At 42.4% G+C, this 17,561-nt stretch carries 15 protein-coding genes; 2 read left to right on the forward strand and 13 right to left on the reverse strand.

Annotated elements, in window-relative coordinates; genetic code table 11:
• Positions 1-131 precede the first annotated feature (131 nt).
• From GPW69_RS05820 to GPW69_RS05870, 11 genes are all read right to left on the reverse strand, one after another.
• Entirely contained in the window at positions 132-839 is a 708-nt protein-coding gene (locus GPW69_RS05820; RefSeq protein ID WP_074391187.1) for an MIP/aquaporin family protein, read from the reverse strand.
• 13 nt (positions 840-852) lie between these two features.
• Positions 853-2,682 carry a type 1 glycerol-3-phosphate oxidase gene (gene glpO, locus GPW69_RS05825; RefSeq protein WP_074391188.1) on the reverse strand — a complete coding sequence of 610 codons (1,830 nt, stop codon included), beginning with the start codon at positions 2,680-2,682 and terminating at the stop codon, positions 853-855.
• A gap of 75 nt (positions 2,683-2,757) precedes the next feature.
• A complete protein-coding gene (glpK, locus tag GPW69_RS05830) occupies positions 2,758-4,272 on the reverse strand; it encodes a glycerol kinase GlpK (RefSeq protein ID WP_029176677.1) in 1,515 nt (504 codons plus the stop codon).
• A 229-nt stretch (positions 4,273-4,501) separates the two neighbouring features.
• Positions 4,502-5,965, reverse strand: coding sequence for a helix-turn-helix domain-containing protein (locus GPW69_RS05835; RefSeq protein ID WP_074391189.1), 1,464 nt, complete (start codon positions 5,963-5,965; stop codon positions 4,502-4,504).
• Positions 5,955-7,307 (reverse strand): FAD-dependent oxidoreductase, encoded by a 1,353-nt coding sequence (locus tag GPW69_RS05840; protein WP_074391190.1) that lies wholly within the window; start codon positions 7,305-7,307, stop codon positions 5,955-5,957. The genes GPW69_RS05835 and GPW69_RS05840 overlap by 11 nt, the downstream gene beginning before the upstream one ends.
• A 471-nt stretch (positions 7,308-7,778) precedes the next feature.
• Positions 7,779-8,714: a 4-hydroxy-tetrahydrodipicolinate synthase gene (gene dapA, locus GPW69_RS05845; protein WP_074391191.1), complete on the reverse strand. Its 936-nt coding sequence runs from the start codon at positions 8,712-8,714 to the stop codon at positions 7,779-7,781.
• A gap of 72 nt (positions 8,715-8,786) precedes the next feature.
• Entirely contained in the window at positions 8,787-9,863 is a 1,077-nt protein-coding gene (locus tag GPW69_RS05850; RefSeq protein ID WP_074391192.1) for an aspartate-semialdehyde dehydrogenase, read from the reverse strand.
• 285 nt (positions 9,864-10,148) lie between these two features.
• Positions 10,149-10,436 (reverse strand): DUF1905 domain-containing protein, encoded by a 288-nt coding sequence (locus GPW69_RS05855; RefSeq protein WP_074391193.1) that lies wholly within the window; start codon positions 10,434-10,436, stop codon positions 10,149-10,151.
• A gap of 8 nt (positions 10,437-10,444) precedes the next feature.
• Positions 10,445-11,098, reverse strand: a complete 654-nt coding sequence (locus tag GPW69_RS05860; protein WP_074391194.1) for a DNA alkylation repair protein — start codon at positions 11,096-11,098, stop codon at positions 10,445-10,447.
• Entirely contained in the window at positions 11,088-11,597 is a 510-nt protein-coding gene (locus GPW69_RS05865) for a GNAT family N-acetyltransferase (RefSeq protein ID WP_074391195.1), read from the reverse strand. Before GPW69_RS05865 ends, GPW69_RS05860 begins: the two co-directional genes overlap by 11 nt.
• Positions 11,598-12,215, reverse strand: a complete 618-nt coding sequence (locus GPW69_RS05870) for a DUF5052 family protein (protein WP_029752268.1) — start codon at positions 12,213-12,215, stop codon at positions 11,598-11,600.
• Between the two features lie 268 nt (positions 12,216-12,483).
• On the opposite strand from GPW69_RS05870, the gene GPW69_RS05875 reads away from it, so the two are divergent.
• Complete coding sequence (locus tag GPW69_RS05875; RefSeq protein ID WP_232051788.1) at positions 12,484-13,215, forward strand: PrsW family glutamic-type intramembrane protease; 732 nt, start codon at positions 12,484-12,486, stop codon at positions 13,213-13,215.
• Between the two features lie 268 nt (positions 13,216-13,483).
• Here the strand turns inward: GPW69_RS05875 and GPW69_RS05880 are convergent, their stop codons facing one another.
• On the reverse strand, positions 13,484-14,800 hold the full coding sequence (locus GPW69_RS05880) for an FAD-containing oxidoreductase (protein WP_074391197.1): 1,317 nt from the start codon (positions 14,798-14,800) through the stop codon (positions 13,484-13,486).
• A 215-nt stretch (positions 14,801-15,015) separates the two neighbouring features.
• Between GPW69_RS05880 and GPW69_RS05885 the strand changes: the two genes are divergently transcribed.
• Positions 15,016-15,825 carry a PrsW family glutamic-type intramembrane protease gene (locus GPW69_RS05885; protein WP_024412270.1) on the forward strand — a complete coding sequence of 270 codons (810 nt, stop codon included), beginning with the start codon at positions 15,016-15,018 and terminating at the stop codon, positions 15,823-15,825.
• 43 nt (positions 15,826-15,868) lie between these two features.
• Here the strand turns inward: GPW69_RS05885 and GPW69_RS05890 are convergent, their stop codons facing one another.
• Positions 15,869-17,539 carry a formate--tetrahydrofolate ligase gene (locus tag GPW69_RS05890; protein WP_074391198.1) on the reverse strand — a complete coding sequence of 557 codons (1,671 nt, stop codon included), beginning with the start codon at positions 17,537-17,539 and terminating at the stop codon, positions 15,869-15,871.
• Positions 17,540-17,561: the final 22 nt, after the last annotated feature.

The following is a 17,561-nucleotide window of genomic DNA, read 5'->3' on the forward strand; positions in this document are numbered from 1 at the left end:
AAGATGACCTCACTGATGTTGATATACCTATTTTATCGCTAATTATTGATATTTTAAACTATATTGCTTACAATTGTTATCCAAATACCAAAAAACTTCCCTAACCATTGCTGATTAGAGAAGGATATTTTTTAAAAAATGAGACCATAAAGGAGAGCCGCAAGCAAGCCTCCGATGATTGGACCAACTACTGGTACCCATGCATAGCCCCAATCCGAATCTCCCTTGTGCTTCAATGGAAGGATGGCATGCATGATACGAGGACCAAGGTCACGCGCAGGGTTTAGGGCATATCCTGTTGGACCACCAAGAGAAACTCCGAGGGAGACAATCAAACCACCGACGATTAAAGTGCCAAGCCCTGTTGGAAAATCATACTGACCGAAAGCCAGTAATCCCAAGACCAAAACAAAGGTTCCGATTGCTTCGCTAATTGTATTAGAAATTAAGTTCCGGATGGCAGGTCCAGTAGAGAAGGTTGCCAATACAGCACCAGTGTCTTCTGTTGCATCGTAGTGGTCTTTGTACATGACGTAGACCAAGATACTTCCGATAAAGGCTCCGATAAATTGTGCAAGGATGTAAGGGACTACAGAAGCCCATGGGAGATTTCCTGCAAAAGCCATTGCAATTGATACAGCTGGGTTGAGGTGGGCAGGTCCCAATAAACCACTCACAAAGGCTGCCATGGCTACTGCTAGACCCCAACCAATTGTGATTACAATCCAACCAGCATCCTTGGCCTTACTCTTATCTAGTACTACTCCTGCTACCACACCATTACCTAGTAAGACAAGTAAGGCGGTTCCCAACACTTCACCGATTAATTCATTTGTCATCATGCACCTCTTTCTATTTTTCTTTCAAATAAGTCAAATCATTCTTAACAAGCGTATCTGCCAACAATTGTTCCTGTTGAGTAACTTCCTCTTCTGACCAAGCATAGTAAGCTGCCATTTCTTTCAAAACGTCTGGTGCTACTGCATCCAACTGCTCACACATAAAGAGCATGTAGTTGGTACGACGGAGAAGATAGTCAACTGCTGTCAAGGTCATCTCTTCCTTCATAGCATAGTGAAGGGAAAGCAAGTCACGCTTGTTCAAGCCAGAAACGGCTTCAACTTTATGGTTCAAAGCAAAGACTTTTGGCGCATTTGAACCGTACAAGTTTGCCAAGTAAAGGGCGTCATCATAAAGGAGACCTTTCTTCACACCAAGTTGGGCAAGATGTTCGATTTCTTCTGCAACGTTTGCCGGGTTTAATTCACCACCAGAGACTGGGTAAGTCTTAGAATTGATGAGTTTGAAGCTACGACCATGCTCTTCTTTGAGGATGTCTGCAACCTTTTCCATTGCTCCTTCGGCCATTTTACGGAAGTCCGTGATTTTTCCACCTGCAAGGGTAAGCAAACCATTGTCATCGCGATCAAGGGCAGAACCGCGTGATACAGCAGACGGGTCCAAATGTTTCTCAGAAACGCTACCTTCCAAATGTGTCAAATCATGTTCCACATCGTCTCGTGTCTTTTCATTGTTCAAATAGCCTTTGACGGTTTCAATCAAGCTATTAAAGCTGTCATCGCTGAGTTTGCCGTTGTTTCCACCGTTGTAGTCAGAAGCACCATTTCCAGACAAGAGGGGACGAAGACCTGCCCAGCCACTCTCAATGTCATCCAGGGTCAAGTTTGCTTCTGGGAAGCGATTGTTGACAATATCAAGCAGGTAGTCAACGTCTTCTTGAGTTACCATCGGATTCGCCAAATCGCCAGTGTAGTCTGTATCTGTCGTACCAAAATAGGTTTTATTTTCACGTGGAAGGACAAAGACCATGCGACCATCTGCGTGACCTGTATCAAAATAAGTCGGCTGTGGCACAGACAAGCGAGAACTATCAACAACTAGGTGCACACCCTTGGTTGGACGCATTTGAAGGACACCTGAACCTTCGCCACCCAGGTTGCGTACTTCGTCACTCCAAGGGCCTGTTGTATTGATGACCAAACGCGAACGAATTTCAAAGGTGCTATCTGTCAGTAAGTCACGAGCGACGATACCGACAACTTTTCCAGCCTCATCTTTGATGAATTTCTCAGCTTTGACGCGGCTGGCAATCAAGGCACCGTCTTTAGCTGCACGTTTAATATTTTCAATTACCAAGCGAGCATCATTGTTACGGAAGTCGAGGTAAACACCGCCACCAATCAAACCTTCTTGCTTCAAGTTTGGTTCGCGTTCAAGTACTTCTTCTTTGGTCAAGACCTTATTGGCCATATCGGTATTGTTGACGCCAGCCAAAAGATCATAGAGATCCATAGCCACTTTCAAGCGAAAGAGACTAAAGGTAGAACCTGGCTCGTCATAGACTGGAAGCAACATTGGGTCTGGTTTTGGAATATGTGGGGCAATATTTTGTACTACTGCGCGTTCAGATACGGTATCCGATACCACTTCCACATCAAATTGTTTGAGGTAGCGAAGACCACCGTGGACCAATTTGGTTGAGCGACTTGAAGTTCCTTCTGCAAAGTCTTGCATTTCAATCAAGGCTGTTTCCATACCACTTGCTGCTGCCTGCAAAGCCACACCAGCACCCGTAATACCACCCCCGATAATCAAGAGGTCAAGTTGACGATCCTGCATTCGCTCAATAGCTAAGCGTCTTGTTTCTTTTGAAAATTCCATACGATTCACTTCCTAACATTCTAATAGAATTGTCTAGCTAGAAGAAAAAATCCATTCCCCTAGCTAACAAGTCCTTTATTGCTCCTCATCCACTTCTGCAAATAGTTGAGTTGCTGCGACAGCTTTTTTCCATCCCTTGTAAAGTTGTTCTTTACGAGCTTCGTTCATGGTTGGTTGGAAGGATTGGCCGACAGCGTTGAGTTCTTTCAATTCATCCAAATCTTTCCAGAAACCAACTGCTAAACCTGCTAGGAATGCTGCTCCAAGAGCTGTAGTTTCAAGGTTTTGTGCTCGTGCGATTTCAATGCCCAAAATATCTGCTTGGAATTGCATGAGGAGGCTGTTCATTGCTGCACCACCGTCAACCTTCAAGACAGAAATATCAATACCTGTATCCAATTGCATGGTATCAATAACATCACGAACTTGGTAGGCAATGGATTGAAGAGTTGCTTTGACGAAGTCTTCTTTGGTTGTACCACGAGTGAGACCAAAGACTGAACCACGCGCATCTGAGTTCCAATACGGAGCTCCAAGTCCTGTAAAGGCTGGAACAACATAGACTTCATCATTGCTGGTAGACTTACGAGCAAGCTCTTCTGACTCAGGTGATGTAGTCACCATTCGCATGCTGTCACGGAGCCATTGAACTGCTGAACCAGCAATAAAGATAGAGCCTTCCAAAGCATAGTATACTTTACCATTGATACCATAGCCAATTGTTGTGAGAAGGTTGTTCTGTGACAACTGCATCTCTTCACCTGTATTCATCACGATGAAGGAACCAGTTCCGTAAGTATTTTTCACCATACCTGGCTCAAATGCCAATTGTCCAAATAGAGCTGCCTGTTGGTCACCTGCCATACCTGAGATTGGCACTTCTGCGCCATAGAAATGGAATGGAGCTGTTGTACCGTAAACTTCAGAGTTTGAACGAACTTCCGGCAACATGGCTTTTGGAATATTGAGAAGAGATAAAATTTCATCATCCCATTTCAACTCTTCAATGTTGTAGAGCATGGTACGAGCTGCGTTTGAATAATCCGTCACATGGCATTTCCCATCGGTCAATTTCCATACCAACCAAGTATCAATGGTTCCAAACAGAATCTCACCTTTTTCAGCACGTTCCTGCGCTCCAGGAACTTGGTCCAAAATCCAACGAACTTTGGTTGCTGAGAAGTAGGCGTCGACCACAAGTCCAGTCTTTTTATGAATCATGTCTGCATGACCATCCGCCTTCAGCTGGTCAGCAATATGAGCTGTTTGACGAGATTGCCAGACAACGGCATTGTAAATTGGAAGACCTGTTTCCTTATCCCAGACAACGGTTGTTTCACGCTGGTTGGTAATACCAATTCCTTCAATCTGATCGGGACGAACACCACTTTCAATAAAGGATCCCGCAATGACAGACTGAACAGAATTCCAAATTTCATTGGCGTTGTGTTCAACCCAACCTGGTTTAGGGAAAATTTGCGTAAACTCTTTTTGGTAACTGCCAACTTTTTCACCTTTTTTATTGAAGATAATGGCACGTGAACTTGTAGTTCCTTGGTCAATGGCCATGATGTATTTTTCAGTAGACATAGGTCTCCCTCCTGTTTGTTTATCTTTTTTTGAAAACGCTTCCGCTTTCTTGGTAATTCTATTCTAACCCATTCTTGTGAATTTTTCCTATCATTTTTTTCAAAAAAATAAAAAAATCTGATAAGCAGTGGCTAGAAAGATGATTCTATCAACTGTTATCAGAGTTTATAAAATAAATTTTTCAAGGTTAAATGCACTTACATTTTTCACAAAGACTATCTGACATTGTCTAGCGATGCTCGATAGGAAAAGAAGTTTTGGTCGCCATAATCTCTGATTGACAGGACTTTTGATGGTATATATCCTGTATCCATGCTTTTAATTGTACAATGTCTTGGATTTTCAATCGATTTCCTAGGCAATAAACTGGAAGGCTTGTATTTTCGAGGTAATCTGTAATGATCAAATCATAGTCATACCCTGCTTGATAGGGCTCAATAAGAACCTGACGATTGCCTTCTAACTTCTCCCTTAGTTGCAACAAGAGAGGATAGGATAGAACCTCATGTAGGGAAGAAGCAAAAGCAACCTTGACCTGTATAGGCTGGACCTGACCAAAATAAATATACAAATCCGAAATATTTGTCAGATAAGAGTTCCTTATTTCTTTATCGACTTTTCTATGAAAAACTGATTTATAGACGTCTTTTAGCAAGTCTTCTGCTTCTGGATAAAAACTAGAAGCTTCTACTTCTTCCAGTTCAACGGAAGAATAAAAGAAGTATAGCTGGCTCATAATTTGGTTCAAATGATAGAGTGCTTCTTCTGAGACTGGTAAATTTTCCTCAAAATATAACCGTAATTTCTGAAGAGCCAAAGAGGTAGCTTCCATAATCGGCCCACCGAAACCAAGAACCTGCTCTAATTGATGCGGCGCTAAAATAAAGTGGCTAAACAAGAAAGCAAACAATGCCATAATCTCCCCTTCTTGGAAAGAGGTGGATTGTTGCTGACTTAGTGTAAAATACATCTTTCTCAAACGTCGGTAAAACTTATGTTCTTGATAGGGTTCCATCAATTTGTAAAGAGGCTTAAAATCTAGCTGTCGCAATCGAGATCGTTGCTGTGAAATCATTAACCACAATAAAAGACGATGAGCTTGCTTGGGATTGAGCGGCGATTGATAGAAGCGTTCGAAAACCGGCAATAAGGCCTCTACTTTCCCAAGCACAAACTCTTCTTGTAATTCCGCTCTCCTAGTAGTCAAACTCAACATTTGATGTAAAAAGTACCGTATTTGAAGCTCACTACCTTTTAGACGACCACTTTTGATTCCAATACCAAATTCTGCCAATATCTGGTTCAAAGAGGCAAGATGGCGATTCAGAGTCGCTTCGCTTATCAGCAATTCTTGAGCCAGCTGTTGAATAGATACCTCTTCCTTATCAGATAAATACACAATAATTTGATATTTGGTACTGGTTTGACAGAGATAGGCTAGGATACGATGAAGACTCAAACTGGCCTTTTTCTTCAAAAAGACCCTTTCATCTTCGAGTTGAAAAGAGAGTCCCAAGTCGGCTGCTTCTGCTTCTTCATTGAAAGATACAATATAGCGAAGAAGAGTTGATTTTGACAATTCTAAATAGTAACATATATCCTTTAGTGATGGTGCCTCTTTCCTATCTTCTAAGTAGAGGAGAAGCTGATAAATGGCGCGCTCACGCTTTTCCAATAAGGAATCAATCCGCATAGACACCCTCCCCATCAACCTGATAAAATTGCCGAATATACTCTTGAGCGGCCTCTACGATGAAGGGAACCAGAGGAGTATTTCCAGGAAGACAGAGCCAAGAATGTTCTACCAAGTCAAAGACGGTCAAATCCTTTGAAATCGCAAGAGACAGTACATCCATCTGCTCAATATAATCTGCAGTGGAAACGAGTTGTCCCCCTATGATGCGTCCACTCGTTTCTTCGACAATTAGTTTGAAATCTACTAAAGTTGGTTCCCACTGGCTATATGGCCTTTTAATCCGAATTGATTTACTCTCCAACCACAAGCTCGCCTCGCTCTCGGTCAAGCCAAGGCTAGTTATATAATAACCAAATACATGACTAGAAACAATCCGCTGGACTCTCTTAATAGGTGCAACCCTCTTTTGCAAATTTCGAGCAGCCATCCTCCCTGTCATAATCGCATGATGAATCATCGGAAGATATGCCTGTCCAAAATAATCTACTGGGAGACTAACCAAATCACCTACAGCAAAAATATTCTCTTGGCTTGTTTCAAGAAACTCATCCACCCATACAGTCCCTTCTGCAGTCACTTTTAGCCTATCTTTCACTAGCTGAATATTGGGCGTCAAATTGGTGGATGGTAAGACTAAATCAGCTTGATAGTTACCTGTGACTGTATGACAAACCAGCTGTTCTTCCTGAGTATCAATCGTTATCTGATTGACTGTTTCGGATAAATGAAGTTGGATTCCTCTTTTTTCTATCTCTTGACGAATCGGCACAATCATATCCTCATCAACGTACTTTGCAAGGAGCGAATCTTGCGCCTCAAACACATGCAAATTCAAATCCAACTGGCTAAGTGCATCCAAGCTTTCCAAACCAATCTGTCCTGCCCCAATCACTGCAACTGTTTTTGCATTTGTCAATTTCTCTAGACTAGCTTGTGCTTGAGATAGCGTTTTTGAACGAATTAGATAGTCTTGAAGTTCTTCCGTTCCCCATTCCCATGTCTGACTAGCTCCCATAGCCAATATTAGTCGGTCATAAATAATATCACCTATATCTTGATGATGCCGTATCTTTACCTTTCGCATTTCGGGATAAACTGCGAGACATTCTGTTTCAAAAAGACAAGAAATAGCTGCATGCTGCACCTCACTGAACAAAGAAATCTTCGCTTCTTCCCAATCAGAAATTTTTCCTGCCACTTTCCAATTCAAGGTATTTGGAAAGTAAGCCACATCTTTTTCTCTATCAATTAGTGTTATCTGAGCATTTTGATACAATTTCCGACATTCCAAAGCTGCGCTTAAACCAGCAAAGGAGGCGCCTATAATAACAATATTCATACTTAATCCTTTTATCATTTTTAGTTATTATATCAAGAATGCCCAAAAATTGAAAAGGCTTGCAACTGAAAAAGCACACCAGATAACTGATGTGCTTGTGTAGATTTAAATAAACTGACGAAAATGACAAGAAGCTCCACTTGGTTAACCGTTTTCCAAATTCCTCACTCGTTATGCTCTAACTCACGTAAAAATACTTCGATTTTTTATTTTCAAGCTCAGGTACGAATAGACCACCGGTCTACTCGTATCCCCCGAACAAGCCTCGCTTTCATATTTTCAGGCTCGGGTTAAAACAGTCTATCCGTAGACTGTCCTCGCTTTCGGGTTTTTGAGCTCGGGTCTTCTGTGGTCACTTTCGTATTTCTTGGTGACCAGCTGAAACAGTTCCCCGAACTGTTTCACTCCACTGGACGTTGCTCTCTCTCTTGTTTCTTGGCTCACGTTAAAATAGTCACTCCCCTGACTATTTTAATAATCCGGTCGTACGACTCCTGTCACAGTCGCTTTGGTTGCTTCGTAGTCGCCGTCAACGACTACTTTGATAATGCGTTTGGCATCTTCTTCTGGGCATGGAACCAACGGTAAGCGGAGTGGACCAACTTCAAATCCAAGATAGTTGAGAACTGCCTTAACTGGTGCAGGACTTGGATATGAGAAGAGGGCATTGACTTTCGGAATGAACTTGCGTTGAATAGTGGCTGCTGTTCGAATATCTTGTTGTTCGATGGCTGTAAACATTTCATACATCTCATCACCATTCGTGTGAGATGCAACAGAAATCACACCATCTGCTCCCAAGTTCATTGCATGGAAAGCATCGCCATCCTCACCTGTATAAATCAAGAAGTCGTCAGGTTTATGCTCAATTAGGTAAGCCATGTTGGCAAGGCTTGTACACTCTTTAACACCGATGATGTTTGGATGCTCAGCCAAACGTAACATGGTTTCTGGCGTCATTTCAACCACGACACGACCTGGGATATTGTAGATAATGATTGGCAAATCAGAGGCATCCGCAATAGCCTTGAAGTGCTGATACATTCCCTCTTGAGAGGGTTTGTTGTAGTAAGGCACAATGGCAAGACCTGCCGCAAAGCCGCCGAATGCTGCGACTTCCTTAGCAAACTCAATCGAGTCGCGCGTATCGTTTGTACCAATACCTGCAATCAAGGGAACACGACCGTTGACAATTTTTTGCACAGCACCAAATAATTCCAGTTCTTCCTCGTGTGTCAGGGTTGGACTTTCGGCAGTTGTTCCTGCTAATAAAATCCCTTCTGTGTGATGGGACAACAGATGCTCAATCAACTCGGGTAAAACTTCAAAATTAATCGAGCCATCTTCTTTGAAAGGGGTAATCATTGCTGTAATAATTTTTACATCACGTAAATCTTGAATAGACATAGGCTTCCTCTCTTACTGATTGTTGCTAAAAAAGGCTGAGTGCAGCCTTTTGTGTACTTTTGGTTAATGAAATTATTTCAATTCAAATTTCAAGTCTGCCGTTGGACGAACTAGACCACGCTCATGAAGGGTTTCAGCGATTTGAACAGAGTTCCATGCAGCACCTTTGAGCAAGTTGTCAGAAACAACCCACATGTGGATACCGTTTTCCTTATCCAAATCTTTACGGATACGACCAACAAAGGTATCACGGCTACCGACAGCGTTAATCGCTTGCGGATAAATTTGATTAGCCACATCGTCTTCTAAAACAGCTCCTGGGAAGGATGCAATAGCTGCCTTCACTTCTTCAATCGGTGCAATTTCTTTGGTTTCGATGTAAACAGACTCAGAGTGGGCAGACAAGACAGGAATACGGACGCAGGTTGCAGAAACGGCAATACTGTCATCTTCCATGATTTTCTTAGTCTCTTTTGTCATCTTCATCTCTTCGTAAGTGTAGTCATTTTCAGTGAAGAGGTCGATTTGCGGAATAGCATTGAAACCGATTGGGTAGTGCTTCTTATCGCCACCAGAAGGAAGAATGTTCGCTTCTACCGCTTTTGGTTCCACGCCATCATTCAAGACAGAACGAAGCTGAGCTTGCGTTTCCAAAATAGCTCCCATACCAGCACCAGAGACCGCCTGATAAGTGGATACGATAATCCGCTCCAAGCCCCATTTCTGACGAACAGGCTCCAAGGCAACCATCATTTGAATGGTTGAGCAGTTTGGACATGCAATGATACCATTGTGGGCATCCAGTGCGTGAGCATTCACCTCAGGAACAACCAAAGGCACATCTGGATTTTGACGGAAGTAAGAGGTATTGTCAACAACTACAGCTCCTGCCTTTACAGCGTAAGGAGCATACTTGGCAGATGTAGAGCCACCAGCTGAGAAGAGGGCAATATCCACTCCTTCAAAGGCTGTTTCTGTTGTTTCTTCAATGACAATATCCTGTCCCTTGAACTGCAAGGTCTTGCCTGCTGAACGGGCAGAAGCAAGGAAACGCACTTTCTTGATTGGAAGTGTTGACTCTTCCAACATTTTAATCATTTGGGCACCGACTGCACCAGTGGCACCAACAACAGCTACTACATAGGCCATAGAAATCTCCTTTAAGTCAATTCTTCAAAATTTTCTAAAAATTTGTTATTTCATAATTATACCACAATTTCAGTAAATGGAAAGTCTGAAATACAAAAAAAGCCCACCATAAAGGTGGGCAAGGGCATCGTTTCCGATGAGAATAGAAGGTTCACACAACTATTCAAGGTCCGCTCCTGCGTTTCAATTTAATGAAGACCTCCCTAGCGTCGAATGTGACAAAGTCACTACTCGGCTCATCGCATGAATCTATTCTACCATAATCTCAAGGATTTGCAAGCCTGATTACTCCATTCGTTCTTGAATGGTTACTTGTACTCTATCACCAGCCTGTTTTCCAATAGTCGCTCGAATAGCCTTTTGAACGCCAATAATGTAACAGATATTGCCTGCTTCATCCTTAACTCCCATATTGACAATGGAGCCATCATAGGGATGATCATCAAATCTGGCATGGACCTTTACCCTCCCCTTGCCAAACTCTTCTCGTATATCATAGGGAAAGATGACATAGGCTCCACCCTTATCTGGTACTGGATGGATAAGGGCTTCAAATTCATAGACTTTAGACATGGCTCCTCCTAGATGTACTTACTAGCCTCACGGATGGACAAGCCTGCCATTTGGGAACTGTATTTGTCAAGAAAAGTTCGGACCCAGTCAGGATTGGTCTTAGAATAATCCCGTAAGCTCCAGCCAATCGCCTTGTTGATGAAAAATTCAGTCTGATTGAGATTATTGATCAGGATTTTCTCCAACAGCTCCGTATCCGTCTTTTCTTTTTGCAATAACTGGTGGTCAATGGCAATCCGTCTCAACCAGAAATCGTCATCCAGACTCCATTCCAAGATGGTCTGCTTGGCCTCTGAATTGTCCAAAACAATCTTACCGACTAGTTTATCTAATCCATCAATACTATCCCACCAAGACTTGCTTTGAGCCAGTTTTTTCAAGCGGGGTAGGTCAGCTAAGACTAGATCTTTTTTCTTGGTGACCAGGTAATCAATGGCGACATACTGAAACTCCCGGTAGGGGCTGGCCCAACAAGCCTCTACAAAATCCCAATCAATTCCCGGAGCCTTAAAATCTTTGAAGAATTGCCTAGCAACTTTCCGTCGATCAGGTGTCCGAACACCTAGAAAGTCAAAGTGATTCTTCATATAGGCTTTCATGGGTTGAGCTTGACTGGCATCCGCCACAGCCAACAAGCATTTTTCTAACTCTTCAATCTTCATTTTGCTTACCTACAAGAGATTTTTGAAGCCAAACAATATCATGCCATGTATCAAATTTATAACCAACTTTTTTGAAATGAGCTACCTGTTCATAGCCCCTCTTCTCATGGAGTGCTATAGAGGCTGGGTTTGGTAGGGCAATACAGGCTAAGAAATTTTTAAAACCACGCGCGGTCAGTTCCCTTTCCAAAGCATTATAGAGAAGAGTTCCAATTCCTTTTCCACGTGCTTCTTGCTTGATATATACAGATAATTCCACCGTCCAATCGTAAGCCGCACGGGCATAGTAGGTTGAAGCATAGGCATACCCTACAAGAGCTCCCTCTTCAACTGCGACCAGATAGGGAAACTTCTCCAAGGTCTTTTCAATTCGACTCGCAAAGGCTTCGACAGTCGGCACTTCTGTTTCAAAGGTAATAGCGGTCTTTTCTACATAAGGAGCATAAATTGCCACAAGGTCTGCAGCATCCTCTATCCTTGCGGAACGAATATCTATCATTTAGTTCTCCAATAATTCTCTATCATAAATTGTATAATCACAACGGTAGATAATTAACCGTTTGCCATCAATCAAGAGTTCAGAAGTCTTAGGTGCATCAGATGCATAAAGAGACACTCTATCACCTACATAAGTAGCAAGCGGTGTTCCGTTTTGCGAACGAATCAAAACCACCTTTGCCTTACCTGTAAAATCATTTTTGAGACTAGATACCATACGGTTAACAAGCGGAATTGCACGATCGTAATTTGCAATATCTACTGTGGTCTGATATTTCGCATACAAGTCTTCCAAACCTTCTTCTGCTGCAATCAAAGATGAGCCTACATGGTCAATTTCATAATTGCCAAGTGTCACCTTCAAGACCGACGAATCCGCATTGGAATAGCCTTCGGCATCCACCGAGTCAAATTCCTGATTCCGCGAAATCGATAGGGACTTACCAGACATTTCATCTATCAATTGAGAATTTTCATCGTATGTCCGTACCGTCATCTCCAAACCAATCCATTCTTCCTTGGTATTTTTCCACCAGTTAGAAATTGACTGACAGGCAGACAAACTAACAAGGCTCAAACCAAGAACAACAGATAACATGATTTTCTTTTGCAATTTCATATAATAGTCCTCCAACATATTTTACTTATTATATCATGGAATACAAAAACCGAGAAAAAATAGATAGACCTGAGATAATAAAAAGATGGCTATGATAAACTATAGCACGGTAGGGATAGGTGACATCTACTAAATTAATATAAAGGAAGTCATTTTTATGAAACAATTCTGTGCTAAACACAAAATGAAGCTACTTATTTTTTTAGCCGCTTGGAGTTTTTTCTCTGGCTGTAAAGTTCTTCTTACCTTTTTTGGGAAACCGGATGGAATGGACGGAAAATATCCTCTCTTCTTTCTAACTATTTCCTTAGTTGCACTTTATGTCCTCCCTATGATTCTTATCATTCGTTATGTAGCGAAACGTTTTGATATTTCTAAAAAAGTTATCCATCTCAGTTGGATTTTGGGTATAACAGCTAGTTTTTACTTCTCTGGTATTGGTCAAACACTTTTAGGAGCTTTTTGGTTATTCATCGTCAAACCACCTCAAACATTTATACAAAACTGGGGAGCAGCTGTCACCGCCCCCTTCCATGAAGAGTTTGGTAAGGGGCTAGTTGTACTACTCGTACTCCTTTTGCTCAAAAAACTTACTCTAAAAAATGCCGTAGTCAGCGGTATGATTGTAGGTTTGAGTTTCCAAATTATTGAAGACGGTCTCTATGTCTTTCAACAAATCTTTAAATCTAAAGCAGATGGCTTCGCCACTCTTATCGAACGTATGCTTCACGCTGGCGGAACTCACTGGGCCTTCTCCCTTGCATTCGCAGTCGGTTTGGTCGCTCTCGTCTCAAAAAATAGTGGCATGTCTAAAAAACAAGGACTTTTCTGGATGCTAATGGCCGTCTTAGCACACTTTTTCTTGAATACTCCATTCAACGAAGGACTAACATCTGACTCTGGTGAAATAACCGTTCTCATGCTCTGCTTTAGTTTCTGCGTGGCACTTGCTGCATTTTTCAAAGTAGACCAAATTGAAACGACTCAGCACCACCAGTAACACATACTAAAACAAGCCTGCATTGACAGGCTTTTATTATGTTACAAACCAAGTATTCGAAATGGTTGTTGATTCATCAATATCTATTACCAATCTTTATCCCATTCCAATCTGTCCAAGAAATCGCAGATAATTATAAAAAACCGCCCTTTCGGACGGTCATAGTCAACCAACAAAATATGGTCACTCGATGATCTTGATACTAGTCTAGGAAACGAAGCCGCAGATTATACTTGAGTATAGGCAGACAGCTTCCCTCCCTAAAGTATTAAAAATTAAAAATATCATTCAAATTCTCAGCCATAGTCGGATGGGTGAAAATCTGTGTTTTGAAGTAGGTATAAGGAATCTTATTGTCAATCGCCATAGCAATCAAGTTAATCAACTCTTCTGAATTACGACCAAATAGTGTTGCACCCAGAACAAGCTTCGTTTCCTTATCCACGATAACCTTGAAAATACCTTTGAGGTCATTATTGACATGGGCACGTGGCATATTGGCAACAGGCAGTTCATTGGCAATGTAGTCGTAACCTGCTTCCTTGGCTTCCTTCTCGGTCAGACCGACACGAGAAAGCACAGGCGTAATAAAGACACTGGTTGGAATAGACTTACGTTGGCTCAAGCTATAAGTTCCTGTTCCAGTCAACTTGCCGAAGACGATACGGAAGTCGTCTAGGGATGTGTAAGTGAATTGTGGACCGCCATTGACATCGCCCACTGCATAGACACCTGGAACTGTCGTTTCGCAGTAGTCATCCACCTTAACAGCACCATTTTCCAAAAGCTCAATCGCCGTATTTTCCAAGCCCAAGTCAGCAGTGTTTGGCACACGACCTGTCGCATAGAGGACAGCATCAAAGACTGCCGTTTCGCCATTAACCGTCACAGCAACTTGCTCGCCCGCAGCTGCTACTTGCTCGATTTTCGCACCCAAGACGAAGGTCACGCCAGCTTCTTCCATATACTCCTTGGCTAGCTGAGCCACCACTTCCTCTTCTCTTGGTAAAATAGCAGAGCTGGCTTCATATACCGTCACCTGGCTACCGAGTTTGCTGTAGAGTCCAGCAAATTCCAGACCGATGTTACCTCCGCCGATAATAGCCAACTTATCAGGACGAGTTTCCAAGTTCTGAATACCTGTACTATCATACACGTGAGCTGTATTCAACAAACCTGGAATTGGTAGCACGCGCGACTTAGCACCTGTATTGATGACAATCGTTTCCGCAGTCAGTTGGATGGATTCCTCACCAGCTGACACTTCCACAACCTTATCCGCCACAAAACGCGCATGTCCTTGGTACAAACTAGCATCGCTACCTTTCAAGACTGCTTCGTTTTTGTTCCGCAAGCGAGTAGTGACGGTCTCTTTTTGTTCCATGACCTGCTCAAAGGTCCAGTTTTTATCTGCTGCTACCAAGAGGGTCTTGGTTGGAATACAGCCAATATTGATACAAGTCCCGCCAAACATAGCAGGATTTTCCTCTACTAAGGCAACCTTCTTCCCAGCCGCAGAAAGCTTACCTGCCAAGGTCTTTCCTGCCTTGCCAAAACCAATGACTACTAAATCATATTGTTCCATAAAATACTCCTTTTATTTTTTCAACATTAGTCTATCAAAAAAGGAAATTTTTGGCACAATTCTGCTACGGCCTATTATGGAGGCCTAGTTACAAGAAAAAACATTACAATAACTGAGAAGGCTTAGATAAAAAATAGGCGGATTATAGACAAAACGTACTCATTTTTGATATAATGTATCCATACACTAGTTTATTGATACAGAAAGGTCAAACTATGAAAGAAAAATTTCAAATGTGTAAAACCTATCTTCCAGTCGTCTTAGCAACGATTGGATTTGTCAACGGTTGCAAAATTATCTTTGGAGAATTCGGTAAGCCAAATGGTATGGAGGCTAAATATCCTCTCTTTCTCCTCACAATTTCCTTGGTCGCTATTTACATCATCCCCCTACTAATACTGACATATTCCTTAGCTAAACGCTATAACATCTCAAAACAAGTTATAGGTCTTAGCTGGCTTTTAGGCTTAACAAGTAGCATCTCTTTTTCTGAACTTGGACATACAGCTATTGGATATTTCCTACTCGAAATTGTTAAAGCTAGTGATAATTTCCTAAATGACTGGGGCGCAGCTATTTCAGGTCCATTGGCAGAAGAAATCGGTAAAGGGCTAACTGTTCTACTTGTACTGCTTATTTGTAGAAAAATGACACTAAAAAATGCATTGGTAAGCGGAGTGATTGTTGGATTAGGTTTCCAAATCGTGGAAGACATCACCTTTGTTTTTAGAGATATGTTCATGAATAAGTTAGACGGCTTTGAAACCATTCTTGAACGCGTTGGTCAAGCTGGTTGGGCCCATTGGGTTTTCACGCTTCTCTTCGCCATTGGTTTAGTAGCCCTTCTCACGAAAAATACAGGCATGTCAAAAGCACAGGGAGTATTTTGGATTGGTGCAAGCTTTGGAATCCATTTCCTCTTTAATTCACCATTCAACACTGGTATCTTCCAGACGGTGTTTCCTATCATGAGTATTTTACTTGGCTTACTTGCCTATCAAACGGTTGAGAAACTATCTGAATAGACAAAAAATCCGCCTTTGAGCGGATTTTTTATATTCATTCTTGTTAGAACAAGCCGATAGCCGTCCCGTCTGCTGCCACATCCATGTTGAGAGCTGCGGGAGCTTTTGGCAAACCGGGCATGGTCATGACATCTCCAGTCAAGGCAACGATAAAGCCTGCACCTAATTTTGGCACAAATTCACGGACTGTAATGTCAAATCCTGTTGGTGCACCAATGGCAAACTGATCATCTGAGAAGCTGTATTGGGTCTTGGCCATGCAGACTGGCAACTTATCCCAGCCATTCTTAGCAAATTCAGCCAGCTGGTTACGAGCCTTCTTCTCAAAGACAACGCCTGTACCACCGTAGATTTGCGTAACAATCTTGGTCACTTTCTCTTCCAAGCTCTCCTCAGCCTTATAGAGGCGTTGGTAGTTTGCTGCTTGGTTATCAATAGTAGCAACAACTGTTTCAGCCAGTTCAACACCACCATCAGCGCCATTTGCCCAAACACTTGCCAACTCGACAGGTACGCCAATTTCAGCGCAAAGTTCTTTCAAAGCAGCAATTTCATCAGCTGTATCTGAGACGAATTCGTTGATAGCAACCACCGCTGGAATACCGTACTTCTGGATATTTTCAACGTGACGCTTCAAGTTAGAAAAACCAGCTTTGACTGCCTCTACATTTTCAGTAGAAAGTTCTGTCTTAGCTACACCACCGTGCATTTTAAGCGCACGCAGGGTCGCTACAATCACCACAGCATCAGGAGCCTTAGGCAAGTTCGGCACCTTAATATCAAGGAACTTCTCTGCTCCAAGGTCAGCCCCGAAGCCTGCTTCTGTGACGGTATAATCGGCCAATCGCAGAGCGGTTGTTGTTGCCAGGACTGAGTTGCAGCCGTGGGCAATGTTAGCAAATGGACCACCATGGACAAAGGCTGGCGTGCCATAGATGGTTTGGACAAGGTTTGGCTTGATAGCGTCCTTCAAAATAAGGGTCAAAGCACCTTCCACCGCCAAATCACGCACGTAGACAGGACTGCGATCGAAACGATAACCGATAACAATATTTGCCAAACGTTCTTTCAAGTCATTGATGTCCGTCGCCAAGCACAAAATCGCCATGATTTCAGAAGCTACGGTAATATCAAAACCATCTTCGCGAGGAATACCATTGAGTGGACCACCCAAGCCAACTGTTACCTTACGAAGGGCACGATCGTTGAGGTCCACAACACGTTTCCAGATAATTCGACGTTGATCAATCCCAATCACATTCCCCTGATGGATATGGTTATCAATCAAGGCTGAAAGGGCATTGTTTGCTGTGGTAATGGCATGCATGTCGCCTGTAAAATGCAAGTTGATGTCTTCCATAGGTAAGACCTGAGCATAGCCACCACCTGCAGCTCCACCTTTAATCCCCATGACAGGACCCAATGAAGGCTCACGAAGGGCAATCATGGTTTTCTTGCCAATTTTAGAAAGAGCATCTGCCAAACCGATAGTAATAGTCGACTTACCTTCACCAGCTGGCGTTGGGTTGATAGCTGTTACTAAAATCAACTTACCAGGCGCATTTTCCTTGACGGCATTGATTTTATCGAAAGACAATTTTGCCTTGTATTTTCCATAAAGTTCAATATCATCAAAGCTGATACCAACTTTTTCAACGATTTCTGTGATTGGTTTCAAGGTTACACTTTGTGCAATTTCAATATCTGTTTTCATGAGAGCTCCTAATTTCCTTATT

Source organism: Streptococcus suis, assembly GCF_902702775.1.
In the GTDB taxonomy this organism is placed as follows: domain Bacteria; phylum Bacillota; class Bacilli; order Lactobacillales; family Streptococcaceae; genus Streptococcus; species Streptococcus hashimotonensis.